Source organism: Leifsonia sp. NPDC056824 (assembly GCF_042789575.1).
In the GTDB taxonomy this organism is placed as follows: domain Bacteria; phylum Actinomycetota; class Actinomycetes; order Actinomycetales; family Microbacteriaceae; genus Leifsonia.
Genome location: NZ_JBHUAV010000001.1, coordinates 468,148 through 491,805 on the forward strand (window position 1 = coordinate 468,148; position 23,658 = coordinate 491,805).

20 protein-coding genes are annotated in these 23,658 nt (G+C 69.5%); 8 read left to right on the plus strand and 12 right to left on the minus strand.

The genetic code is table 11. From position 1 onward, the window contains the following. The first annotated feature begins 170 nt into the window (after positions 1 to 170). Positions 171 to 611, plus strand: a complete 441-nt coding sequence (locus ACFRFH_RS02405) for a DUF805 domain-containing protein (RefSeq protein ID WP_382461413.1) — start codon at positions 171 to 173, stop codon at positions 609 to 611. Positions 612 to 617: 6 nt separating this feature from the next. Here the strand turns inward: ACFRFH_RS02405 and ACFRFH_RS02410 are convergent, their stop codons facing one another. Then, on the minus strand, positions 618 to 1,280 hold the full coding sequence (locus tag ACFRFH_RS02410) for a TetR/AcrR family transcriptional regulator (RefSeq protein WP_382461414.1): 663 nt from the start codon (positions 1,278 to 1,280) through the stop codon (positions 618 to 620). 63 nt (positions 1,281 to 1,343) lie between these two features. On the opposite strand from ACFRFH_RS02410, the gene ACFRFH_RS02415 reads away from it, so the two are divergent. Then, positions 1,344 to 2,867, plus strand: a complete 1,524-nt coding sequence (locus ACFRFH_RS02415; protein ID WP_382461415.1) for an MFS transporter — start codon at positions 1,344 to 1,346, stop codon at positions 2,865 to 2,867. Between the two features lie 15 nt (positions 2,868 to 2,882). Here ACFRFH_RS02415 and ACFRFH_RS02420 read toward each other — a convergent pair whose 3' ends face one another. Further along, positions 2,883 to 4,148 (minus strand): hypothetical protein, encoded by a 1,266-nt coding sequence (locus ACFRFH_RS02420; protein WP_382461416.1) that lies wholly within the window; start codon positions 4,146 to 4,148, stop codon positions 2,883 to 2,885. A 204-nt stretch (positions 4,149 to 4,352) separates the two neighbouring features. Here ACFRFH_RS02420 and ACFRFH_RS02425 point away from each other — a divergent pair, with 204 nt between their 5' ends. Beyond that, positions 4,353 to 5,810 (plus strand): AAA family ATPase, encoded by a 1,458-nt coding sequence (locus tag ACFRFH_RS02425; RefSeq protein WP_382461417.1) that lies wholly within the window; start codon positions 4,353 to 4,355, stop codon positions 5,808 to 5,810. Positions 5,811 to 5,816: 6 nt separating this feature from the next. Here the strand turns inward: ACFRFH_RS02425 and ACFRFH_RS02430 are convergent, their stop codons facing one another. After that, complete coding sequence (locus tag ACFRFH_RS02430) at positions 5,817 to 6,218, minus strand: VOC family protein (RefSeq protein WP_382461418.1); 402 nt, start codon at positions 6,216 to 6,218, stop codon at positions 5,817 to 5,819. Positions 6,219 to 6,275: 57 nt separating this feature from the next. On the opposite strand from ACFRFH_RS02430, the gene ACFRFH_RS02435 reads away from it, so the two are divergent. Next, entirely contained in the window at positions 6,276 to 6,755 is a 480-nt protein-coding gene (locus ACFRFH_RS02435; protein WP_382461419.1) for a MarR family winged helix-turn-helix transcriptional regulator, read from the plus strand. Positions 6,756 to 6,764: 9 nt separating this feature from the next. Here ACFRFH_RS02435 and ACFRFH_RS02440 read toward each other — a convergent pair whose 3' ends face one another. From ACFRFH_RS02440 to ACFRFH_RS02480, 9 genes are all read right to left on the minus strand, one after another. Continuing rightward, positions 6,765 to 8,126: a family 43 glycosylhydrolase gene (locus tag ACFRFH_RS02440; RefSeq protein WP_382461420.1), complete on the minus strand. Its 1,362-nt coding sequence runs from the start codon at positions 8,124 to 8,126 to the stop codon at positions 6,765 to 6,767. Between the two features lie 143 nt (positions 8,127 to 8,269). Further along, positions 8,270 to 9,601 carry an AMP-binding protein gene (locus ACFRFH_RS02445; RefSeq protein ID WP_382461421.1) on the minus strand — a complete coding sequence of 444 codons (1,332 nt, stop codon included), beginning with the start codon at positions 9,599 to 9,601 and terminating at the stop codon, positions 8,270 to 8,272. Beyond that, positions 9,598 to 9,999, minus strand: coding sequence for a hydroxyphenylacetyl-CoA thioesterase PaaI (paaI, locus tag ACFRFH_RS02450; RefSeq protein WP_382461422.1), 402 nt, complete (start codon positions 9,997 to 9,999; stop codon positions 9,598 to 9,600). Before paaI ends, ACFRFH_RS02445 begins: the two co-directional genes overlap by 4 nt. A gap of 134 nt (positions 10,000 to 10,133) precedes the next feature. Beyond that, complete coding sequence (locus ACFRFH_RS02455) at positions 10,134 to 12,332, minus strand: beta-galactosidase (protein WP_382461423.1); 2,199 nt, start codon at positions 12,330 to 12,332, stop codon at positions 10,134 to 10,136. Further along, positions 12,329 to 13,501 carry a glycoside hydrolase family 1 protein gene (locus tag ACFRFH_RS02460; RefSeq protein WP_382461424.1) on the minus strand — a complete coding sequence of 391 codons (1,173 nt, stop codon included), beginning with the start codon at positions 13,499 to 13,501 and terminating at the stop codon, positions 12,329 to 12,331. The genes ACFRFH_RS02455 and ACFRFH_RS02460 overlap by 4 nt, the downstream gene beginning before the upstream one ends. A 54-nt stretch (positions 13,502 to 13,555) precedes the next feature. After that, on the minus strand, positions 13,556 to 15,247 hold the full coding sequence (locus ACFRFH_RS02465) for an ABC transporter ATP-binding protein (protein ID WP_382461425.1): 1,692 nt from the start codon (positions 15,245 to 15,247) through the stop codon (positions 13,556 to 13,558). Next, positions 15,244 to 16,215: an ABC transporter permease gene (locus tag ACFRFH_RS02470; protein ID WP_382461426.1), complete on the minus strand. Its 972-nt coding sequence runs from the start codon at positions 16,213 to 16,215 to the stop codon at positions 15,244 to 15,246. The genes ACFRFH_RS02465 and ACFRFH_RS02470 overlap by 4 nt, the downstream gene beginning before the upstream one ends. Further along, positions 16,212 to 17,192, minus strand: a complete 981-nt coding sequence (locus tag ACFRFH_RS02475) for an ABC transporter permease (protein ID WP_382461427.1) — start codon at positions 17,190 to 17,192, stop codon at positions 16,212 to 16,214. The genes ACFRFH_RS02470 and ACFRFH_RS02475 overlap by 4 nt, the downstream gene beginning before the upstream one ends. 73 nt (positions 17,193 to 17,265) lie before the next feature. Next, the gene (locus ACFRFH_RS02480) at positions 17,266 to 18,855 is read right to left on the minus strand and encodes an ABC transporter substrate-binding protein (protein WP_382461428.1); all 1,590 of its coding nucleotides are present in this window, start codon (positions 18,853 to 18,855) and stop codon (positions 17,266 to 17,268) included. 240 nt (positions 18,856 to 19,095) lie between these two features. On the opposite strand from ACFRFH_RS02480, the gene ACFRFH_RS02485 reads away from it, so the two are divergent. The 4 genes from ACFRFH_RS02485 (at position 19,096) to ACFRFH_RS02500 (ending at position 23,555) form a co-directional block, all read left to right on the plus strand. Beyond that, entirely contained in the window at positions 19,096 to 20,184 is a 1,089-nt protein-coding gene (locus ACFRFH_RS02485) for a LacI family DNA-binding transcriptional regulator (RefSeq protein ID WP_382461429.1), read from the plus strand. A gap of 39 nt (positions 20,185 to 20,223) precedes the next feature. Continuing rightward, complete coding sequence (locus tag ACFRFH_RS02490; RefSeq protein WP_382461430.1) at positions 20,224 to 21,171, plus strand: alkaline phosphatase family protein; 948 nt, start codon at positions 20,224 to 20,226, stop codon at positions 21,169 to 21,171. Positions 21,172 to 21,932: 761 nt separating this feature from the next. After that, on the plus strand, positions 21,933 to 22,475 hold the full coding sequence (locus tag ACFRFH_RS02495; RefSeq protein ID WP_382461431.1) for a hypothetical protein: 543 nt from the start codon (positions 21,933 to 21,935) through the stop codon (positions 22,473 to 22,475). A 177-nt stretch (positions 22,476 to 22,652) separates the two neighbouring features. Beyond that, a complete protein-coding gene (locus ACFRFH_RS02500) occupies positions 22,653 to 23,555 on the plus strand; it encodes a hypothetical protein (protein WP_382461432.1) in 903 nt (300 codons plus the stop codon). Positions 23,556 to 23,658: the final 103 nt, after the last annotated feature.

The window sequence follows — 23,658 nt, forward strand, 5'->3', positions numbered from 1 at the left end:
GCCGGCGGCCCCTCTCCCCCGGCTCGCGGGCGCTCTTTCCGCCCTCACCGTCGAAAACGGGGGCGATTACCCCCACAGCCCCCACGAATCGCAGGCGCGACGCGACGGATGCGGTTGACTGGCGCCGCTCCACTCGACGCTCGTCACGACCTTGCTCGAAAGGATCCACCATGACCGCACCGCAGAGCCCTGCCTCCGCGCCCCTCGACCAGCCGCTGTACGGCGCCTCGTTCGGCGACGCCATCCGCCGGTTCTTCAAGAAGTACGCCGACTTCACCGGGCGGGCCAGCCGCAGCGAGTTCTGGTGGTGGTTCCTGTTCTCCGCTCTCATCGGCATCGTCTACGGGATCCTGCTGTCGACGCTCGGGTCGATCGGCAACGGCGGCCGCGGGTACGGGCCGATCGCCTGGATCCTGATCGCCGTCTACACCGTGTGGGGGCTGGCGATCCTGGTGCCCAGCCTCGCGCTGATCTGGCGCCGCCTCCACGACGCCAACCTGGCCGGGCCGTTCTTCTTCCTCGGCTTCATCCCGTTCGCCGGCCCGATCATCCTGCTCGTCTTCTACGTGCTCCCGTCGAAGCCCGAAGGCGCCCGGTTCGACCGCCGCTGACGCGGCTCAGGCTCCCGGCCGGATTCCCACGGCCGGGAGCAGCACGCCGTCGATCAGCGACAGCAGGTATGCGCGGTCGACGGGCTGCTGCAGGATCAGCACCCGGTAAGCCGTCATCGACGGCATGATCATCGCCAGCGTCTCGACGTCGGTCTCCGCCGAGATCTCCCCGCGTTCGATCGCCCGCTGCATGAACAGCCGGTTGAGGGAGGCGCGCGGCTCGACGATCGCGGCCGTCACGGCCTCCACCAGGTCGGGGTCGCGCGCGAGCATCGAGGTGAGGCCCGCCATGATCTGGAGCTTGCGCTCGCCGTCCTCGATGGTGTGCGGCTTGACCATCGCGACGAGGTCACCGCGCAGCGTGCCCGTGTCGGGCAGGTGCTCGAAGTCGATCGCGTTCTTCTTCATGCACGCGATCGCCTCGACGACCAGCTCGCCCTTCGACCCCCAGCGCCGGTAGACCGTCGCCTTGCCCGCCTTGGCCCGCGCGGCCACCATGTCCATCGTCATGCGGTCGTAGCCGGTCTCGGCGAGGACCTCCAGCGCGGCGTCGAGGATGTCGGCGTCGCGGGTGTGATCGCGCTTCCGGCCGAGTTTCGGCGCGGAGTCTGCGGCGTCGAGCTGCGTCATTGCGGCCTTCCCCGTGCTCGGTGATGTCTTCTGGACCATTCTAAGGTTAATTTTAGAACTCGGGAGATCCGAAACTGCTGAGTTTCGTATATGCTGTCCCGCATGACCCAGACTTCTCCCTCTCCCTCGGTCGCGCCCGCGGCGCCGGACGGCGGCGTTCCGCACTCGCGGCGCTGGTGGACGCTCGTCACCGTGGCGATGGCCCAGCTCATGGTCGTGCTCGACTCGACCGTGGTCAACATCGCCCTCCCGGCCGCCCAGCAGGACCTCGGCTTCTCCAACGCCGACCGGCAGTGGATCGTCACCGCCTACTCGCTCGCCTTCGGCAGCCTCCTTCTCCTGGGTGGCCGCATCTCCGACCTGATCGGCCGCAAGCGCGCCTTCATCATCGGCCTGATCGGCTTCGCCGGCGCCTCCGCACTGGGCGGCGCGGCCGGCACCTTCGGGATGCTCGTCGGCGCCCGCGCGCTGCAGGGCGCGTTCGGCGCACTGCTCGCTCCGACCGCGCTCGCGGTCCTCACCACGACCTTCACCGTCCCGAAGGAGCGCGCCCGCGCGTTCGGCATCTTCGGCGCGATCGCCGGAGCCGGCGGCGCGGTCGGACTCCTGCTCGGCGGCGTGCTGACCGAGCAGTTCAACTGGCGCTGGAACCTCTACATCAACGTCTTCATCGCGATCGCCGCGATCATCCTGGCAACGGTGTTCGTCACCGCCGGCCACCGCTCGGGACCGCGCCCGAAGCTCGACATCCCCGGCACCGTGCTGGTCTCCGGCGCGCTGTTCTCGCTGGTCTACGGGTTCTCCAACGCGGAGAGCGACGGCTGGGGCTCGCCGCTGACCTGGGGCTTCCTCGCCGCGTCCGGCGTGCTCCTGATCGCCTTCGTGCTGTGGCAGCGCCGCGCCGCCCACCCGCTGCTCCCACTGCCGATCGTGCTCGACCGCAACCGCGGCGCCTCCTACAGCTCGATCCTCATCGCGGGCTCGGGGATGTTCGGCATCTTCCTGTTCGTCACCTATTACCTCGAGACGACGCTGAAGTTCACGCCCATCCAGACCGGGCTCGCCTTCCTGCCGATGATCGTCATGCTGGTCATCTCCGCACAGTTCTCGACCAACCTGTTCCTGCCGAAGTTCGGGCCGAAGGTCATGGTGCCGATCGGCATGGTGATCGCGGGCTCCGGGATGCTGCTGCTCACCCGCCTCGGCGTGACAGCGAACTACGCCACCGAGATCCTCCCCGCCCTCATGGTGATGGGCGTCGGCATGGGCTCGATCATGCCGCCCGCCATCCAGACGGCCACCCTCGGCGTCGACCGCCACTTCGCCGGCGTCGCCTCAGCGCTGGTGAACACGAGCCAGCAGGTCGGCGGCTCGATCGGCACCGCCCTGCTCAACACGCTCGCCGCGACCGCGCTGACCGACTACCTGTCGGCCCACCTGCCGCCGACGCCGCACGTCATCCAGGAAGCGGCGGTGCACAGCTACTCGACCGCGTACTGGTGGAGCGCGGGGTTCTTCGCCTTCGGGGCGGTGCTGTCGGCACTGCTGTACCGGCGGCGGCGGCCGGTGGTCGCGGACGACGCCGGGGCGCCGGTGGCGGATGCTGAGCCGGTGGTGGCGCACTAGGCCGCTGCGCTCGCCCTACCCGCGCTGCAGCGCCTGGAACTCCCCCGTCCACCAGGTGTTGCGGCCGGGGAGGCCGTCGGCCGCAGGCTGCACGGTGTGCTGGCAGAACATGCTGTTGAGCAGCCACGGCGTCGAGGTCGGCCCGAACGAGGTCGACGACATCGCCGTGTCCTGGCCGATGCCGTAGCTGGCGACGACGAGTTTGCCAGTGGCGCGGAAGCGGCCCACCTGGTCGGTCAGGTAGTCCTTGTTCTGCGCCAGCCACGGGGTGGTCGCGAAGAAGTCGTCCCACTGCTGCTGCGGGACGGGGCGTTCCAGCGCCGAGCGGATGGCATCCCACGCGGGCGTGCCCTTCGCCAGGCCGTACCGCTTGGCGTACGCGGCGGCGACCGGCTTCCGAAGCTGCGAGCGGAAGTACAGCACGAGCGAGAACTCCGTCGCCAGGAAGGTCTGATCCGACCGCATCCTCGACAGGATGTAGTCGAGGTACGCCTGGTCGGCGCCCGGGGCTGGCAGGTGCGGGTGGATGTCGGTGCCGGCGAGCTCCGGGGTGTCGTGCACGAACCGCATCCAGCGGTCGGTCGCGGGCGTTCGCCAGCTCGGCTGGTCGAGGTGGTTGAGTGCGCCCATGTAGAGGGTCGTCCGGCTGCCGGACGGGAAATGCGCCGCACGGTAGGCGATCGCGCGCTGCGCCATCCCCTCGTAGAACGCGTTCAGCGGGTCGCCGTGGTCGGCGGTGCGGCTCTCGATGAACGGCTCGTTGCCGATCACGAGGATGTCCACCTTGTCCATCACGGCTGCGAGCACCGCGTCGAGCCGGCGCTGCGCGGTGGCGAGGTCGGCGCTCCCGGCGGCCGGGATGGGCTTGTCGTTGTACGGGAACTTCAGCGAGAGCACGGTGCCGTAGCCGTCGGCGGCGAGCAGTGCCTGGATGGCCGGCTGCGCGGCCGGGTCGCCGCGGTCGGCGTCGGGCATGGCGAAGAAGCCGCGGATCCATTTCGCGCCGATCGCTTGCAGCTCCGCTGTGGTCATGACGGCCGGGTCGCCGTTGAAGTTCGCGCCGAGAATGCCGACCGGCCGAGTGACGGCGGGACGCGGGCTCGGGATCGTGGCGGGCGTCGGCCGCACGGAGGTCGGCGTCGGGGCGGCTGGGCCGACGCAGCCCGCGAGGCCGGCGCCGGCCGCTGCGAGCACGCCCGCGGCCGAGAGCCGGAGGAGGCCCCGGCGGGACACGGCACGGGTCACGTCGGACAAGCCGGACGGACCGGTCGGTGCTGGCATCGCTACGCCTCTCCGAAGCGCAGCGGTTGCGACTCCGCAAATAATTGTAGGGTGGTTCGGACCTGGGCACGGGAAGCCACGACGCGTCGGCCGCCTGGTCGTCGGCTGGCAGTCCCCTGAGTACGGGTGTACCGCTCGGGCCGACCGGTCTACTGTCCACCTTCGGTCTGCGTTCTCCTGCGCGCGGACCGCGGAAGGAGTCCCGTGGCCCTCAACCTGCCCCTGTCACCGCACCTCAGCGTGCGCCTCGACCCGGACGCGACCGGCGAACTGCTGGTCGACGGGTCCCCGGAGTGGTTCTCCGAGCCGAACACCGAGCAGTTGCGCGAGGTCGTCCTCGGCCGCGTCGGCCAGATCGCCGCCGACGCCGGGCACCCGGTGCAGCTCACGGTCTCCGACGAGGAGGGCGACTGGCTGCTGGTGGTGCACCCGGACGGCTCCATCGGCGACGAGGAGGAGCTGGCCGCCGAGAGCATGGCCGAGCCCGTGCCGTTCGCCGATGTGCGGGAGGCCGCGCGGCATCCCGAGCCGACGGCGTTCAACGATCTGCTCGGCGCCGCCGGGCACGACCCGGAGCCGGCGGCGGCGGCGTTCAACGACCTGCTCGGCTCGCCGAGGTCGACGGCGCCCGTCCCGCTTCCGACGGCTCAGCCCGAGGCTCCGTCCCGGCCTGCTTCGTCCCGGCCGGTGAACCCGTCGCCGGTCACCCCGCCCGACCCGGTCGAGCTGGTGCCGCGCGCCCCGGAGCGGACGTCGTTCCTGCACGTCGAGAAGCCGCGCCCCGACCTGGCGCGCTCCGGCGTCCGCGGCGCGCTCTCCCGCGCGGGCATCCCGATGTCGCCGTCGTCGGCGGAGCTGAGGGAGCGCGAGGAGCTCGAGGCCGTCAGCCGGCACTGGGCCGGCCCGCGCACGATCGCGATCGTGAACGGGAAGGGCGGCGCCAACAAGACGCCGACCACCGCGCTGCTCTCCGCCGTGTTCGCCCGCAACGGCGGGTCCGGCGTGCTCGCCTGGGACAACAACGAGACCCGTGGCACGCTCGGCTGGCGCACGGAGCAGGACGACCACGACGCGACGCTCCAGTCGCTGATCCCCGCCGCCGACCAGCTCCTCTCGGCCGGCGCCCGCAGCGCCGACATCGGCCACTTCGTGCACCACCAGAACGCGGACAAGTACGACGTGCTTCGCTCGAACCCGACGATGCTCGCCACCCAGCAGCGCATCTCGAGCGACGACTTCGACCGCCTCCACCTGGTGGCGACGAAGTTCTACCGCCTGGTGATCATCGACAGCGGAAACGACGAGTCGGCCGAGCGCTGGCTGCGGATGATCGACCACACCGACCAGCTCGTCATCGCCACGACGGCGCTCGGCGAGCACGCGGAGGCCGGCGCGCTGCTGCTGGAGGCCCTCATGCAGCGCGACGCCCAGTCGGCCCGGCTGGCGCGCGACGCGGTCGTGATCGTGTCGCAGTCCGAGCGCACCGGACCCGAGTCGAACGTGACCCGCGTCGCCAAGGGCTTCGAGCCGCTGGCGCGCAGTGCGGTCACCATCCCGTTCGACCCGGAGATGCACGGTGGACGGCTGTCGTTCGACACGCTCGCGCCCAAGACGCGCCGGGCTTGGCTGCACGCGGCGGCGGCGGTGGCGGAAGGGTTGTAAGGCGCCCTACCGCGCCCCGAAGCGCGCCATCGCCTCCGGCGTGACCGGCGTGAAGAAGTTGACGACGGTCCCGTCCGGATCGCGGAAGAGCATCGAGCGGTTGCCCCAGGGCAGAGTGGTCGGCTCCATGACGAGGCCGCCCGCGAGTTCCGCGATGCGGTCGCGATCGGCGTCGACATCGTCGACCAGGAACTCCAGCATCATGCCGCCGTTCGAACGCGGGGCGACGGACGCTGCGGCGAAGCGATCCGTGAGGGCCGTGGCGCTGATCGCGATCGTGCCGCGGCTGGTCACCAGTTCGGCGAAGTGGTCGTTGGCCCAGTGTGCCTCGATGCCCAAGGCCTTCTCATAAAAGGCGACGAGGCCGGGGACGTCGTCGGTGGGGAAGCGGACGGATGCGAAAGTCATGGTGATCTCCTGTCTGTATCAGCCAACTTATATAAGTTGACTGATACAGTGTAAGCCATGCCCGAGCAGAACATCCACGGTCCGCGCGACTTCGGCGACCGGCTGACCTACCTCGTCCGGCGCATCGACGGTGCGCTCGCGCAGCGCCTCGACCAGCGCCTACGCGCATACGGGCTCACCCCTGCCCAGCTCTCCGCACTCGCCCAGCTCGACATCGAGCATCCCGGCACCCTGACCGGCGCGCAGCTCGCCGACCGCTCCGGCGTGACCGCGCAGTCGATGTCCGCGGCGATCGCGCGGCTCCTGGAGCGTGGACTGGTGACGCGGAGGCAGAGCACGGTCCACGGGAGGCGGCTCGATGTCACCATCACGCCGTCGGGAGCGGAGCTCCTCCATGCCGTCCAACTCGACACGCTCGACGCCGAGGCGGCCGTCGATTTCGGGCTGGACGACGGGGAGCTCGAGCAGCTCAAGCGGACGCTGCGACGCGTCGCCCGCGCGCTCGGCGTGTTCCTGCCGGCCGAGCACACGGGCTGACGGCCGGCCTCACCCCGAGACGACCTGGCCGTTGTTGCGGCGCTGGACATACAGCCGATCGCTGTCCGGGCCGGTCCACTCCACGCGCACGACGCCCGGCACTGCGGTGTCGGCGATGGGTGACGGGTCGGCCCAATAGCCCTGGGCCGGGTTGCGGAAGAACGTCGTCCACAGGTGGCCGCTCTCGTCCTCGAAGACGCTGTTGCCGCCGCAGCCGACGCCGAGGGTCCAGCGCGGCGAGTACGGGCCCTCCAGTCTGTCGGCCACGGCCATGACCGCGTCGTACTGGTACTGGACGCGGCCGGGCGCCGGGGTGTCGTAGGCGTAGCGCGTCGAGCCGTCGGGGTTGGCGGAGGTGCGGTCCCACGCCGCCTGCGTCAGGTAGTACTTGCCGCCGTATTTGAACGCGTAGGCGCCCTCCAGGTACGGCTCGGGCGAGTACGGGGTCTGCGCGAACGCCGGCAGCGCCGTGTTCGGGATGATGTCCTCCATGTCGTCGCGGAACCGTGCGTACACGCTGTTGTGCAGCACCAACCAGGCCGCGTCGTCCTCCGTGAACATGCTGCCGTCGATGTGGTAGTAGTTCGCCGGTTTGGCGACGGCCGGGCCGCTTCCGGTGGGGTCGCCGAACGGCTTCTCGAGGTTGCCCGTCGCTAGGCGGTACGGGCCCTCCACGCCACCGTCGCTGATGAGCAGGAACGAGCCGACCTTCTGGGAGTGGTCGCCCATGCACGCGACGATGTACCAGCGGCCGTCGAAATAGTGCACCTCCGGCGCCCACACCTCGCCGCGCTTGCCGAACTTCGCGTCGTACCAGTACTCCTGCCACGGCGCGACGACCGTCCGGCCGGGGGTGTTCTCGCCGACGAACTCCGGCGACCAGACCTTGCCCTTCTCGGCGCCGGGCCGGATGCCGGTGGTTTCGGCGAGCGTCCACGGGCCGTGCAGCGAGGGGGAGGTCCACAGGAAGATCCCGTCGTTCCACGGCTGCGCGGCGCTCAGCCCGGGCACGCGCGTGGTGCCGCAGGCGACATAGAGCGAATGGCCATCGACCGTGAAGAAGTTCACGTAGGTGTCGCGGATCCACACATGGCCGAGCTGCTCGTCGCGCGGGCGCAGCTCCAGCGGGAGGACGAAGGAGTTGTCGTCCCGCGGCCAGAGGTCGACGCGGGTGTCGGCCAGGCCGTACGGCGTCTGCTCGGGCCACGGTGCCGGGTACTTCCGGTTGCTCGTCTGCGGCGGGAGCTGGGTGGCGAACGCCGGCCCCGCCTCCATCGCCACCGCCGAGAGCGCCGCCGTGACGCCGATGAGCGTCGCGCCCTTCAGCAGCGAACGCCGGTCGAGCCGAGCACCGTCGCCGAGAGAACCCATTCGTCTTCCTCCATCCGCGGGCGCCGTCGCCCGCACCTGTCCGACGCTACGAACGGGTTTTCTGACCGTCAACGGATGGCAGAAATGAGATCGTACGGATTACTCCGGACGGGCGTTCCGGCAACCCCCGGCGTCCCGGAGGGTCAGCGGTAGTCGTACACCCGCTTGTACTTGCCTTCGCTGCGCGGCAACTCCCCCGGCTCGGCGAGCACCACATCGACGGTCGTGCCGATGTGCACCTTGATCTTCTGCCGGAGCACCACCGCGGCGGCCTCGCAGACCTCGCGGTCGAGGTCGGGATGGCGCTCGATGCGCACGGTGAGGGCGTCCATCCGGCCCTCCTTGCGCAGTTCCAGGATGAAGTGCGGCGTCAGCGTCTCGATGCCGAGCACCAGCTCCTCGATCTGGGTCGGGAACAGGTTGACGCCGCGCAGGATGATCATGTCGTCGTCGCGGCCGGTGATCTTCTCGATGCGGCGCAGCGCCGGGTACGCGCTGCCGGCCAGCAGCCGGGTCAGGTCGCGCGTGCGGTAGCGGATGACCGGGAACGCCTCCTTGGTCAGCGACGTGAAGACCAGCTCGCCGGTCGTCCCGTCGGGCACGGGCAGGCCGGTCTCGTGCTCGATGACCTCCGGGAGGAAGTGGTCCTCCCAGACGTGCGGGCCGTCCTTCGTGACCACCGACTCGCTCGCGACGCCCGGGCCCATCACCTCGCTGAGCCCGTAGATGTCGACCGCGTCGAGGCCGAGGCGGTGCTCGATCTCGCGGCGGAGCTCGTTCGTCCAGGGCTCGGCGCCGAGGATCGCGACCTTCAGCGACGTGCCGCGCGGGTCGAGTCCGGCGGCCTCGATGGCGTCCGCGATGGTGAGCAGGTAGCTGGGCGTGCACATGATGGCGTCCGGCTCGAAGTCGTGGATGAGCTGCACCTGCCGCGCGGTCTGGCCGCCCGACATCGGGATCACGGTCGCGCCGAGCCGCTCGATGCCCGCGTGCGCGCCGAGGCCTCCGGTGAACAGCCCGTAGCCGTAGGCGTTGTGGACCTTCCAGCCGGCGGCGACCCCCGCGGCCTGGAGCGAGCGCGCGACCAGGCCGGCCCAGCGGTCGAGGTCGCCCTCCGTATAGCCGACGACGGTCGGCCGCCCGGTCGTCCCGGACGAGGCGTGGATGCGGCGGACCTGGTCCATCGGCACCGCGAACATCCCGAACGGGTATGTCGAGCGCAGGTCCTCCTTCGTCGTGAACGGGAGGCGCACGACGTCCTCGAGCGTGCGGATGTCGTCCGGGCCGACGCCCGCGGCGTCGAACTTCGCGCGGTAGAGCGGGACGTTCTCGTAGGCGTGCCGCACCGTCCACTGCAGCCGCTTGAGCTGGAGGTCGCGGAGCTCATCGCGGCCGATCGCCGCGGGGTCGATCTCAGTCAGGTCGGGGGCGGCGGAGGCCGGTGTCGTCGTCGACATGGTGTCCTTACGGGTCATTCGGTTGCGTTGCCGGGCTCGACGGCAGACCGGTTGGTGGTGAGCGAGCGGCCGCGGAACTCCGCGACGACGTCGCCCGTCTCGTCGGTCACGGTGACGTCGTAGACGCCGGTTCGGCCAACCACCGTGCGGCGCACGGCGCGCGCGGTGAGGGTCTGACCGGCCCGGGTGGACTTCAGGAAGGTGATGTCGGCGCCGGCGGCGACGGTCACCCGCTCGTCCTCGTTGCAGGCGATGGCGAAGGCGGTGTCGGCGAGCGCGAACACCAGGCCGCCGTGCGTGATGGCGAAGCCGTTCGTCATGTCCTCGCGGACCGTCATGCCGACGATCGCCTCGCCTGGCTCGTCCTTCTCGACCACCATGCCGAGCGCCGCGGATGCGCGGTCCCGGACCATCATGGGCCGGAGTGAATCTGAGCTCATGTGCGCACCACCCACGGAACCTCCTCGTTCCTTACCGATCGTTCAGTAAATAGTGGCATCGAGGGTGCCGCGGCGCAACAGGGGGGCGAGAACTTCACCCGCGGGAGGTGTTACGACACGGGAAGGACGCGGTGGCCGCGCGCCGGGAGCACCACCGGCCCAGCGCTCACGGCGACCCCGTCGAGCACAGGACGGAGCGTCACCGGGTACGGCGCGACGTTGATCGCGACCAGGGCGGCCGCCTCCTCGCTCGCGACCGGGACGGCGATCGCACCCGCGCGATCGGCGCCGAGCTCCAGCCGCGGCCGCACGCCGAGCGACTCCAGCAGCGACCGCCAGAACCCGGCATGCACCGGGTAGTCGGCGCCGAGCACGACGGCGACCCCGCCTCCGGACGTCTCGACGCGCATCGCCGCCGGGAGGCCGCTGCCGGTCTCCCGGAGGAGCGGCTCCCCCACCCCGGCGAGGAGCTGGGCGCGCGTCACGCGGACCTCCCGCGCTCCGTGCCCGGCGAGCGGACCGACCGCGCGGACGCTCGGGAAGTACTGCCGGTCGGCGTGCATGCTCTCCGCCACGACGCCCGCGCCGGTCAGGCCGAGCGCGTCGGCGAGGACGGTGCATGCCGAGCCGTCGACGTCCTCCACGGGGAGGTCGCCGGCAAGCAGCAGCCGGCCTCCGGTCGCGAGGTGCCGCGCCAGGAACTCCTGCACGCCGCGACCGAGCTCGCGTCCGGTCGCCAGGACGATCAGCTCGCGGTCACGCCCGTCCCGGGTGTCGGTGGGCGCGCCCGCGCTCCACGCCTCGTCGGTGCCGGCGGCGGCCTGGAGGTCGAGCGCGCGGAAGCTCCAGCCGCCGAACACGAGCGCGCGGGCGAGGGTCTGCCGCACGCCGAGGCCGCGGTGCAGCACGCGGTCGCGCACCTGCTCCGCGCGACGGGTGGCCGCCGGATGCCGGTACTCGGTGAGGTAGTGGTCGGCGACGAAGCCGAGCACCAGATCGTCGGTGAGCTGCGTCGCCGTCGCGAACAGCGCGGCGTGCTCCGTGACCGTGCGTGTGGCCTCCACGACGCCGGCAAGCCCCGCGGACGGTTCGCCCTCCGGTCCGATGGGAGCCGCGAACCCGTGGCGCTCGCCCGTGAAGGAGATGCGGTCGTTGCCGTCGCCGACCGGCTCGTCGAGCATCGGGTTGATCCCGCCCGCGAACAGGTAGTAGTTGATCATCCGGGTGCCCTGCGCCACGTCCAGCAGCGTCTTGAGCACGGTCGCCTCCGGCGAGACGAGCTGGGCGAGATCCTCGCTGTAGTCTCCGCTGCCCGCGTCGAACTCCAGCGCGGTCAGCGGCTGGTCCGCGTCGTTCACCGCGGCCGTGAACGCGTTGGCGACGTAGAGGTCGGCGGCGTCGGTCACGGTGAGCTCGCCCAGGTACATGTCGGTCCCGGCGGCGACGCCCGGCCGGCCGCGGTACGACTGCGCGAGCTGGCTGATCCCGATCGGGAAGGTCAGCCCGCGGCCGGCGTCGGTGCCGTGGACGTTGACGAGCAGCGGCGCGGTGATCCCGGCCTCCCGCGCCCAGTCCTCCAGACGCTGCAGGTAGGCGGCGTAGCGGCTGCGCACGAACCGGCCGAGCTGCTGGTGCAGCGCGAGCTCCGCGTCGGTTCCCGCTGCTCCGGTGCGCGGGTTCGTCGTCTCCCCCGACCACTGCGCGAACGCCCGCAGCGCGTCGTCGGTGAGCGTCGGGGTGTTCGACACCCAGTCGAGCATTCCGACCTCGTTGTCGAGCTGCACGGCGATCACCGGGCCGCCGTGCTCACGCTGCCGCCCCGCGATCACCGGGAGGACCGCGTCGAACCAGGCCGACGACTCCGCCAGGAACGCCGGGGCGAGGTAGTCGAGCGAGTGCGTCGACCCCGGCTCCCCGTCCCAGCCGAGCTGACGGACCTCGGGATGCTCGCGCAGCACGCGGAACGGGATGCCCTCGTTCTTCAGCTCCGCCATCTGGAACGGGCCGGGCCGCGCGATGAACCACAGCCCGTGCTCGGCGCACAGGTCGATGAACGCGCCCAGGTCGCGCTCCGGCCGGGTCGCCCCGGTCAGGTCGACCGTGCCGTCGGGGAGCTCGTGCCAGATCCACGGGATGTAGGACGCGACGGCGTTGAGCCCGGCCTCCCGGGCGGCCACGAGGCGGTCCGCCCACTCGTCCCGCGGCACCCGGAAGTAGTGCACCTCGCCGGCGAGCACCATCCGGGGCTCGCCGTCGATCAGGATGCGCGAGCCGGCCAGAGCGGTCGGGAGCCCGGGCACCGCGCTCACAGGCCGTTCTGCCGCGCGATCGAGCCCAGCCGGCCGAGGGATGGCTTGGGGGTGCGCTCGAAGGTCTCCAGGTCCACCCCGATGAGCCCGAACGTCGGCCGGTACCCGCTGGCCCACTCGTAGTTGTCGAGGGCGCTCCAGTGCAGGTAGCCGCGCACGTCCACCCCCTCGGCGATGGTCTCGTGGATGGCGCGCAGCGACGCCTCGGTGTAGTCGATGCGGCGGCTGTCGTTCGCGGTCGCGATGCCGTTCTCGGTGACCATGATCGGGGTGTGCCCGCTCTTCTCCCACGCCGCGCGGATGCCGTCGGCGGCGGCCTGCGGGAAGTACTCCCAGCCGGTCAGCGTCGTCTCGGCGTCCTCCGCGACGGGACGGGGGCCCTCCGGCCCGATGAACGTGCGAGTGTATGCCTGCACGCCCAGGAAGTCGTCGCCGGCGGACTCCTCCAGGTACCAGTCGTCGCGCGGGTAGCCGTACTCGTGCAGCATCTCGGCCGAGCCGGGCTCGTCGGTCGGCATGAAGTCCTGCGTGGCGATGGTCCAGCCGCTCTGCAGGCCGGGCACGGACGACAGCACCTCGCGGGAGCGCCGGTGCGACGCCAGCAGCGCGTCGGCGACGTGGAGGTCGGGGTTCGGGAGGCCGTAGGCGACCAGGTTCTCCGCCTTCTCCCCTCCGGCCAGCATCGCCGCGATGTTCGGCTCGTTGATCGTGCACACGTAGCGCACGCCGTCCTCGAGGATCGGCAACACGGTCTCGGTGTAGCGCGCGAACAGGTCGGGCGCCTCTGGGTTGCGCCAGAAGCCGGCCTGGTCCATCCAGCGCGGCACGGTGAAGTGCATGAGCGTCACCACCGGCTCCAGGCCGACGTCGAGGCAGGCGTCGATCATCCGCCGGTAATGGTCGAGGTTCGCGCGCGAGACGAAGCCGCGCTCCGGCTCGATGCGCGCCCACTCCACCGAGAATCGGTAGCTGTTCAGGCCCGCCTCGGCGAGCAGCCGGAGGTCCTGCGGGTAGCGGTTGTAGTGGTCGGCGGCGTCGCCGCTCGGCTCCACGATCGCCGTGCCGGGCGCGTGCTCCATGACCCACCAGTTGCTGTTGACGTTGTTGCCCTCCACCTGGTGAGCGGCGGTCGCGGCGCCCCAGAGGAAGCCGTCGGGAAAGGTGAGCACAGAGTTCTCCTTGGTGTAGTCGGTCGGGAGTCGGGTCTGGACTGGAGGCAGGGGTCAGCCGCGCGACGGCGTCGGTACGGCGTCGAGCAGCCGCACCGTGTAGTCGTCCTGCGGGCGCTGCAGCACCTCGGCGGTGTCGCCGCGCTCGACCACCACGCCCTTGTCGAGCACCATGATCCGGTCGGTGACGAGCCGCGCGCTGAGCAGGTCGTGGGTGATGTAGAGCATGGACACGCCCCGGGTGCGGCGCAGCTCCTCCAGCAGCGCGAGGACGCCGGCGCGCAGCGACATGTCGAGCATCGAGACCGGCTCGTCGGCGATGATCACCTGCGGGTCGCTGGCGAGCGCGCGGGCGATGACCACGCGCTGGCGCTGGCCGCCCGAGAGCTGGTGCGGCAGCCTGCTGGCGAACTTCTCGACGGGCGTCAGGCCGACCGTCTCCAGGAGCTCGAGCACACGCATCCGGGCGGCGTTGCCGCGCAGGCCGGTGAAGTTCTCGACCGGCCTGGTCAGGATGTACTCCACGGTGTGCAGCGGGTTGAGCGCCGCGTACGGGTCCTGGAAAACCATCTGCACCTCGGAGTGGAGCTGCTTCAGCGCGCGCCGGCCCCGGAGGGTGTCGATGCGGGCGTCGCCGAACTGGATCGTTCCGGAGGTCGGCCGCTCCACGCCGGTGATCATCTTCGCGATGGTCGACTTGCCGCTGCCGCTCGCGCCGACGAGCGCCATCGACATCCCGGGCTCCAGGGTGAAGGACACGTCGTCGACGGCGCGCGTCTCGGTGCCCCGGCGGCCCTTCGGGTAGACCTTCGTGAGGTTCGAGACCACGATCGGCGAACGCGCGCCGATGCGCTGCCTCGCGGCGTTCCCCGCGGCGCGCGCACCCGCGACCGCGCTGGTGACCGGCGCCGGCCGCGCGGCCCCCTCGGTGCGGCGCTCCAGCCCGGGCACGGTCACCTCGGCGGCCCGCGGGTCGCCGTAGTGGCTCAGCAGCATCTGCGTGTACGGGTGCTCCGGAGCCCTCAGGATGCGGTCGCTCGGGGCGTCCTCCACGATCACGCCGTCGTGCATGACGAGCACGCGCTGGGTCGCCTCCAGCACGACACCGAGGTCGTGGCTGATCAGGATCGCGGTGAAGTTCTCCGACGCCTGCAGCTGGCGGATGGTGTTCATCACGGCGTGCTGCACGAGCACGTCGAGCGCCGTGGTCGGCTCGTCGAACACCATCAGCCGCGGCTCCAGAGCCAGCGCGAGCGCGATCGAGACGCGCTGGCGCATCCCGCCGGACAGCTCGCCCGGGTAGCGGTTGAGGGTGGCCTCCGGCAGCTCGACCTTCGCGATCAGCTCCTCCGCGCGGGCGGCGCGCGCCCGCGGCGGCACATGGCCGTGCGCGGCGAAGATGTCGAGGAAGTGGTTGCGGATGGTGCGCACCGGGTTCAGCGCGTTCATGCCCGATTGCAGCACCATCGCGAAACCGCCCTGACGCTGGGTGCGCACCTCCTCGATGGAGAGCGCGGCGATGTCGGTGCCGTCGAACAGGATCCGGCCCCCCGCGATCCGCGCCGGCGGCTTGGACAGCCGGGTCAGCGCGAAACCGAGCGTCGACTTGCCGGAGCCCGACTCGCCGACGAGTCCGACGAACTCGCCCTGGCCGAGCTCGAAGCTCACCTTCTTCACGGCCTCGAACGACTGGCCCTTGCCCTCGTCGTAGACGACGGACAGGTCTTCGACCTTCAGCAGGCTCATCGTGCGGCCTTCCTCTCACGCAGACGGGGGTTGCTCAACCCGTCGACTCCGAAGTTGATGAATGTCATGGAGACGGCGAACAGGGCGATCATGAAGCCCGGCGCGAAGAGCTGCACCCACTGGCCGGTGAGCAGCACGTTGCTGTTCTGCGCCCAGAAGAGCATCGTTCCCCAGCTCACCGTGTTCGGGTCGCCGAGTCCCAGGAACTCCAGGCCGGCCTCCGCGAGGATGGCCGCGGTCGCCGCGCCGAAGAAGCTCGCGACGATCAGCGAGGTCATGTTCGGGAGGATCTCCCGGAAGACGATCCGACTCGGGCTCTCTCCGCTGAACTTCGCCGCGGTGACGAAGTCGCGGGAGCGGAGGGTCTGCGTCTGCGAGCGCAGCACGCGGGCGCCCCACGCCCAGCCCGTCACCACGACGACGAACACGATGACGGCGATGCCGCCGTTGTGCAGGTAGGCGGCGATCACGATCATGAGCGGCAGCGACGGGATGACGAGGAACAGGTTGACGACGAAGCCGACACTCTCGCCCCAGAACGCGCGGACGTAGCCCCAGCTCAGCCCGACCAGGATCGCGACGATCGTGCTCAGCAGGCCGGCGATCAGCGCGACCGAGACAGACACCCTGGCGCCCCAGATGAGCTGGGACAGCACGTCCTGGCCGACGCCGGTCGTGCCGAGCAGGTGCGCGGCGCTTCCGTCCTGGCTGTGCGGGAACGACGTGTCGTGCGGGTCGTAGGGCGCGATCAGCGGCGCGAAGATCGCCATCAGGATGAAGAGCAGCAGGAGGACGACGCCGAAGCGCGCCTTCGGCTCCGACCAGATGGTGCCGAACGCGCGGCCGAGCACGCGGAACGGGTTCCAGCTCTTGTTCTGGCGCTCGACGACGGCGGCCGCCGCGGTGGTCGTGCCGACGCCCGCTGGCTCCTCCGCGGAGTTCTCGGTGGGGTTCTCGGTCTGCGTCATCGTCTGGTCCTCGGGTCGAGCACGCCGTACAGGATGTCCACGAGGAAGTTCGCGATCAGGACGCTCACCGTGATGATGAGGAACAGCGCCTGCATCAGCGGGTAGTCCTGGTTGGTCACCGCGTGGAAGAGGAGGAGGCCGACGCCCGGGTAGGCGAACACGGTCTCCACCAGGAGGGAGCCGCCGACCACGCCGCCGAGCACCATGCCGAACGACGTGAACTGCGGCAGCAGTGCGTTGCGGGCGGCGTAGCGCAGGGCGACGGTGCGCGTGCGGAGCCCGTTGGCCTCCGCGAAGGTCACGTAGTCCTCGCCGAGCGTGTTCACCATCGTGTTGCGCATGCCGATGATCCAGCCGCCGAACGCGGTCAGCAGGATCGTCAGGCCCGGCAGGATGCCGTGGTACAGCGCATCCGTGAAGAAGTCCCAGCTCCAGTTCGGCGTCGCCGTCTGGGAGTACGCGCCGCTGGTGGGGAACCAGCCGGCCACGTAGCCGAGGAAGAACAGCAGCAGCAGCGCGATCCAGAAGTACGGGAACGCGGACAGGAACTGCCCGCCGACGGTCGGGATGGTGTCGAACGCGGTGCCGCGCTTCCACGCCGCCAGCACGCCGAGCAGTGTGCCGAGCACGAACGCCAGGATCGTCACGGTGCCGACCAGGACGAGCGTCCAGGGCAGCGCGGCGCCGATGAGGCTGGAGACCGACTGCGGGAAGTAGCTGAACGACGGCCCGAAGTCGAAGTGGACGATCTGGCCCAGGTACGTCACGTACTGGTCCCACAGGCTGCCGGTCGGCACGCCGAGCTGGGCCTCGATCGAGGCGCGCATCGCGGGCGACACCGGGCCGTTCTGGCTGAGCTTGGCGATCGCCGCGTCCGCGGGCGAACCGGGCATCAGTCGCGGCAGGATGAAGTTCACCGTGACGGCCGCCCAGAGGGTGAGGACGAAGAGTCCCAGCTTTCCGAGCACGTAGCGCACGACGACCTCCTTTCAGTGTTCGGGCAGGCGGGGTCGAGGCCGGTCGCGGACGTCGCCCGCGACCGGCCTGCGATCACTTCGCCTTCGTGAGGTGGGTGAGGATCAGCAGCGAGTTCTCGGTCCAGGTGGCCGGAGTCGCGTACGGGTCGCTCTGGCTCGGCCAGCCGGTGAAGCTCTTGTCGCTGAACAGGCCCCACAGACCGCCGTAGAACATCCCGATGACGGGGACCTTGTTGTACATGACCTCTTGCAGCTGGTCGATGTACTTCTTCTGGTCGCTCGTCGAGGTGGCCGAGCGGAGCTGCTGCAGCAGGCTGTCCGCCTGCGGGTCGCTGAACCGCTCGAAGTTGCCGGAGGCGGACGTCCCGACCGGCTTCACGAACTCACTGCTCATCAGGGTGTTGAAGTCCTGATAGACGCTGCCCGCGCCACCGAAGGCGCCCATGAGGAGCTGGAAGTCGCCGTTGTTCTGCGCCTGCGTGTATGCGGCCGGCTGCGGCTGGTCGATCGTGACGGTGATCCCGATCGCCTGCAGCTGCTGCTGGACGGCCTGCACGCCGCGAAGCCAGTCGGTGTAGCCGTTCGGCGTGGTGATCGTGACCTGGAGCGGCTGACCGGAGGCGTCGACGAGCTTGCCGCCCTTCTGCGTGTAGCCCGCCTTGGCGAACGACGCGAGAGCCTTCTGGGTGTCCTGCGAGATCATGCCCTGGTTCGGCAGCGACGAGTTCAGCCACTGCTGCGAGTTCGGCAGCAGCAGGCCGTTCTGGCCCGCGGCCTTCACGTAGCCCTCCTCGGCGTCCTGCGCGATCTTGTCGCGGTCGAGGGAGTAGCTGAGGCCCATCCGGAAGTCCACGTTGTTGAACGGGGCCTTCGTCAGGTTCGGGAGGAGCGAGATCGTGCCGCCGGGCGGGAACCAGTACTTGTTGTGCTGCTTGTTCGCGCCGACCCAGGTCTTGTCCACGTTGTCGATGAACGAGTAGGCCCAGTCGTACCCGCCCTTGACGAGCTGGAGGCCGGTGTTGGAGGCCGGCAGCACCAGCTTCTCCGCCGCGACCTTGTCGGCCTGCCAGTACTTGGTGTTCTTCACCATCGTGTACTGGTTCGGCGCGAAGGTGCCGACCGTGTAGGGCCCGCTGGCGACCGGCTTGTCGTTGGTCCAGGTCACCGGGTCCTTCACGGACTTCCAGATGTGCTCCGGAACGATGATCTGCTGGTCGATGATGCCCGCGGCCGGGACGTTCGGGGCCTTGAGGTGGAACGTCACCGTGTCGCCGGACTGGCTGATCGTGTCGATGTTCTGCCACTGGCCGAGCAGGTCGAGCGCCGAGGTCTTCTTGAGGAGGTCGAAGGTGTAGACGACGTCCGCCGCGGTGAGCGGCGTGCCGTCCGACCAGTTCACGCCCTTGCGGATCGTGTACTGGATCGTCTTCGGGTCGACGACCTTGTCGCCGGTCGCGAGGAACGGCGTGGCCTTGCCGTCGATGGAGTTCACCACCTGGAGGGGCTCGTACATGTAGTGCGCGCCGGTGCGGGCGTTCGGCGAGAACGGGTTGAAGTTGCGTACGAACGTCGGGTTTCCGCCGTCCGCCCCGAAGAGCAGCGATCCGCTGGCTCCCGAGTTGCCGCTGCTCGACCCGGAGGTCTGGAGGCTGCAGGCGCTCATCGCAAGCAGTGACGCTGCTGCGGCAACTGCGACGAGTGAACGCCGGAGGCGCGTTCTGGACTTGTTCATCGCGGTGTGGTCCCTTCAGTCGACGATGACTTGGTGCTGGTGCTCCGCCACTGTAAGCGCATACGAAAAGTCTTTCAACCCCACCCGAATTAAGTTTCCCCGTGCCACAATGGGGTTCTGGCGACGGATTCACAGACGAACTCGGGGAGAAACGTGGCGAGAAAACCGACGGTGTATGATGTCGCCGCGCACGCGGGAGTGTCCATCGCGACGGTGTCCCGCGTGCTCACCCGGCCCTCCGATGTACGCGCTTCCACTCAGGAGCGGGTGCTCGCCGCCGTGCGCGAGCTCCGGTATGTGCCGAGCGGCAGCGCCCGGGGTCTCGCGGCCCGCCGCACCGGCGTGCTCGGGCTGTTCCTGCCCGGCGTCGACGCGGTCCAGGACCTGAGCGACCCGGAGGTCAGCGACCCCGGCACAGTGGAGATCCGGCGCGACCCCGCAACGCCCGACCACGGCAACGCGGCCAACCTCTACTTCGAGGAGGTGCTGCGCGGCTGCGAGCTGGAGGCGTGGCGGCAGGGCTTCTCGCTGATGATCTGCGTCGGCCGCGGCCGCACCCCTGAGGGACTCGAGCTCACGCTGAACGATCTCGCAGGAAAAGTCGACGGCCTCGCCGTCATCGCGCAGAGCGCGCCGCACGACGTCCTGAAGCGGATCGGCGACACCATCCCGGTCGTCTACCTCGCCGGTCAGCGCCGCGGCGACGACTTCGATCATCTGACTGTGCGCAACCGGGAGGGCATGCGCGCCCTCACCGAGCACCTGATCGACGACCACGGCATCCGCGACCCCGTGTACCTCACGGGACCGTTCGACTCCCCCGACGACGCCGAGCGCTACGGCGGCTTCGCGGACGCTCTGGAGGGCCGCGGTATCAACCCGACGGCGCTCCCGGTGCTGCACGGCGAGTTCTCCCGCAAGCGCGCCCGCGCCGTCGCTGAGGACCTGATCGCTCGCGGCCGCCTCCCCCGCGCCCTGGTCTGCGCCAACGACCAGATGGCGCTCGGCGTCCTGGACGCGCTGCGCCCGGCCGGCGTGCGCGTCCCGGAGGACATCATCGTCACCGGCTTCGACGGCATCGACGAAGGCGCCCGCTCGGAGCCGCGACTGACGACGGTGATGCAGCCGATGCTGGAGCTCGGCCGCGCGGCGGTGCGGGCGATGGTCGCCCGGCTCACCGACCCCGACCTGGAGCCGGTCAGCACGGAACTGCCGGTGACGGTGCTGCTGCGGGAGAGCTGCGAGGGGCCGCTGGGCTGAACCGGCCCGATCCGGCGTCGCCCGGCGTACCGTGTTGCCATGAACGGGAGGGCGCTGGCCGCGGCGTGCGCTGTCGCCGGCGTGCTCGTCATCGCCGGGTGCGCACCGGGCGCCGCGCCCACACCGACGCCGGCGACCGCGCCCGCCACGGCCCCGTCCGCCACACGCCCCGCGCCCTCCTCGCCGCCGGCAGCCGTCGCGTCCGCGATCCAGCACATCGTCGTGATCGTGGACGAGAACAAGCCGGCCGGCTCCGTCATCGGTGACCCGCGGGCCCCCTACCTGACCTCGCTCGCGCAGGCCGGTGCGCTCGCCACGAGGTACTCGGCGATCACGCACCCGAGCCTCCCGAACTACCTGGCACTCACGAGCGGCACGACCGCGGGGATCACGACCGACTGCAACCCGCCAGGCGGCTCCTGCCTGGTCACCGGCCCGAACCTCGCCGAGGAGCTCGATCGCGCCGGCCGCTCCTGGCGGATGTACGCCGAGAGCATGCCGGCGCCGTGCACGACGGCGAACACCAGCCTGTACGCGGTGAAGCACAACCCGTTCCTGTACTTTCCGAGCGTGACGGACTCGGCCTCCTCTTGCGCCGCGCACGACGTCCCGTACTCGCGCTTCGCCGACGACCTCGCATCGGCCCTCCCGGCGTTCTCCTTCATCAGCCCCAACCTCTGCGACGACATGCACGACTGCTCGGTCGCCGCCGGAGACGCGTGGCTGAAGGCGAACGTCCCGCCGATCCTGGCCTCCCCGGCGTTCACGACGCAGCGCTCGCTGCTCGTGGTGACGTTCGACGAGGGCGACTCGTCGGACAACGTGGTCGCGTGTGTGTTCGCGGGGCCGGCGGCCCGCGCGCACACCGTGGTCGCGACCCCGTTCACGCACTATTCGCTGCTGCGCACCATCGAGCAGGTGTGGGGGCTCGCGTCGATGACCGCGGCGGATGACGGGGCGGTGGCGATGACGGGAATGTTGCAGTGAGAGCGGATCCGCCGTCACCGTGTTTCTCCATCCCCTCTGGCGTGTCGCCCACCCATGTGCTTCCGTGGGGGCATGGCAGCGGTGACGCGTGTGATCGTCTTTGTCCAAATTTGACGACGCTTTGCTCGATTTCCTCTGTCGAGCGGATGCGACCGTACTCGTTGGCGAACCTGTAGATGTAGCCCTTGCCTGCCCAAATCTCGAGCATTCGCGGGTTGATCTGATAGCGCAGGGCGGGATCGGCAGTTGTGAGGTGAGGCATGAGCCTGTTCCTTTGTGAGTAGGAACACCTCGGTACGGCGGTGCCGTGCCTCTCCGGTCCGCCCTCTAGCGCATCTTCTGGGGTGTGACCTCGTGTCTGCGCATCGCCGTCACTATCTGGCTAGCCGGTAAGGGCGTGACGACCGCCGGCTCGAATTCTTCAAACCTGCGTATCAATTGTAGCACTGTGTAGGCCGTCATGGGAGCGTTTTTCGACACGCGCGATCGTGAATCCCTCACTATGGGACCTCACGCGAGCTGCACGATCGCGTTTCCGTACGCCTGCACACTCTCGGACTACCGCACTCCCCGAAGGCCCCAAAGCCGCGTAATTCTGCCATTTGCGCGAACTTATCCACAGGTTCTCGATGAAACCTCAATGGGGGTGTGTGGAAATGTGGACAAGTTCTGCACACCTGTGGATAACTTGTGGAGCGTTTGGGAAAAGTGTTGTAACGCGGGTGTGTTAGAATGGAAGGAGTTCCTGAGAGGAGGCCACGATGAACCGAGAGCAGCGGCTGGAGTTGCTTGATGATGCTCGATCTGAGTTGCTTCAAGCTCGTGAGCAGTTGGCAGCCCTGAATCGTCGCGTGCAGCAACTGACCCAGGTCGTGAACGGCCTCTCGGGCCTGCTGAACGTGGACGAGGACGCCGCGGAAGCAGAATCCAACTCCGAATCGGACGAGACCGATTACGTCAGGTCGTCCTGGAGCCATCAGTTCCTGACGCGCTCACCCAGGGCGAACAACAAGATCGTTCGACCCCGCGACGCGGTGATGCAAGTCCTGTCCCTTCGCCCGAACACCCCGTTGGCGCCGAAGGACGTCGTTGACCTTGTACGGCGCGCCGGGCTTTTCAATCCGAATCTGAAATCCGGGAGCAACGGATACACCACCGCCCTCAATCGACTTGCGGAGGAACCCGGCACCGGGGTCCTGCGCGAGCCGGAGGGAATGTACGTCTTCCGTCCGGAGCGACGCGCAGTCGGCGCGATGCTCACCGGCGAGGGAACCCTATTCGTTGGAGGTTCAACGAGTGAGTAGGTGAAAAAGCTCTGGCCTGGCATCGCTCCAACGATGTCCAGGCCAGTTACCGGCCCGAGGGCGCGGTGGGACTTTAGCAGTCGCCATTAGCGTACCGAAGTTTCCTGTGAGGGGCACCAGTCTCTCCGCTTCTTCCTTGGGCCAAGTTCCACAAGTAGAAGAACGGAGGGCACCAAAATGCCCCTGGTAAGTCAGTACTACAAGATCGCGGGACCCGTCCCGTTCGTCGACGTCGACATCTCGATGGACAACGACAGGTTCCTCGATCCGCACGCCATCCGCCTGGCGCGCGGCCCGCAGCCGCATCAGAGGCACGCGATCGAGTGCATGGACACGTTCCTGGCCGAGGTGACGGACTGCGTCATCCACGGCCGGCGCCGCGGCGAAGAGCTTCTGCAGAGGTTCACCGAGCCCTGGGAGACCAGGCTCGGCATGTCCGCGGAAGGGTTCTACGGTCACGGCGGCGGTCACGACGTCGGCACCTGGATCTGGGACGCCCTCACCGGCGACGTGGAGGCCCTCGTCCGGGTCGGCGCGCTGCACCAGCTGGAAGACCTCCCGCTGTTCGTGAGCGGCATCGACAAGGACATCACCTCCGATGTCACGAGTCGCATCGTGTACGGGCCGCTCGCGGACTTCACGGCCGAGATGATCGCGACCTACCCCGAGTTCACCGCGAGCGGTCACCGGGTCGCAACGTTCACGAGGCAGGTCTGGAATCCCGTCACCAACGACTGGGAGGAGCGCGAGATCACGCTCCCGGTCGCTGACGGCAAGCCGCTGCTGCTGGTGCCGAGGCACTGGGCGAGGCGGAACCTGCTGATGTCGGCCGGTCGGTTCTGGAGCACCAGCGTCCTCTCCTTCGCGCAGTTCGAGCGTGCTGTCGTGACGTCGGACGGCAAGGTCCTCAAGCCTCGCAAGGAGGACCTCGCAAAGGTCCCGGGCCTCACCCGCGGTCGTGGCACAAACATCAGGGTGACGAAGCGGGCGATCGAGACCGCTGAAGACCTCGTGCGCAAGTTCAAGGAGTTCGTGGACCGGAAGCACATGGAGCCGACGGAAGACAACGACGCCGCCTGATTCAGGGCCAACTGGCCCCTTCTCGCTCACGCGGGACGGGGCCAGCGCCTTGCTCAGCCGAAGAAGTCGAACAGCCTAGGCTGCTAGGTCGGCCAGCCCCCGA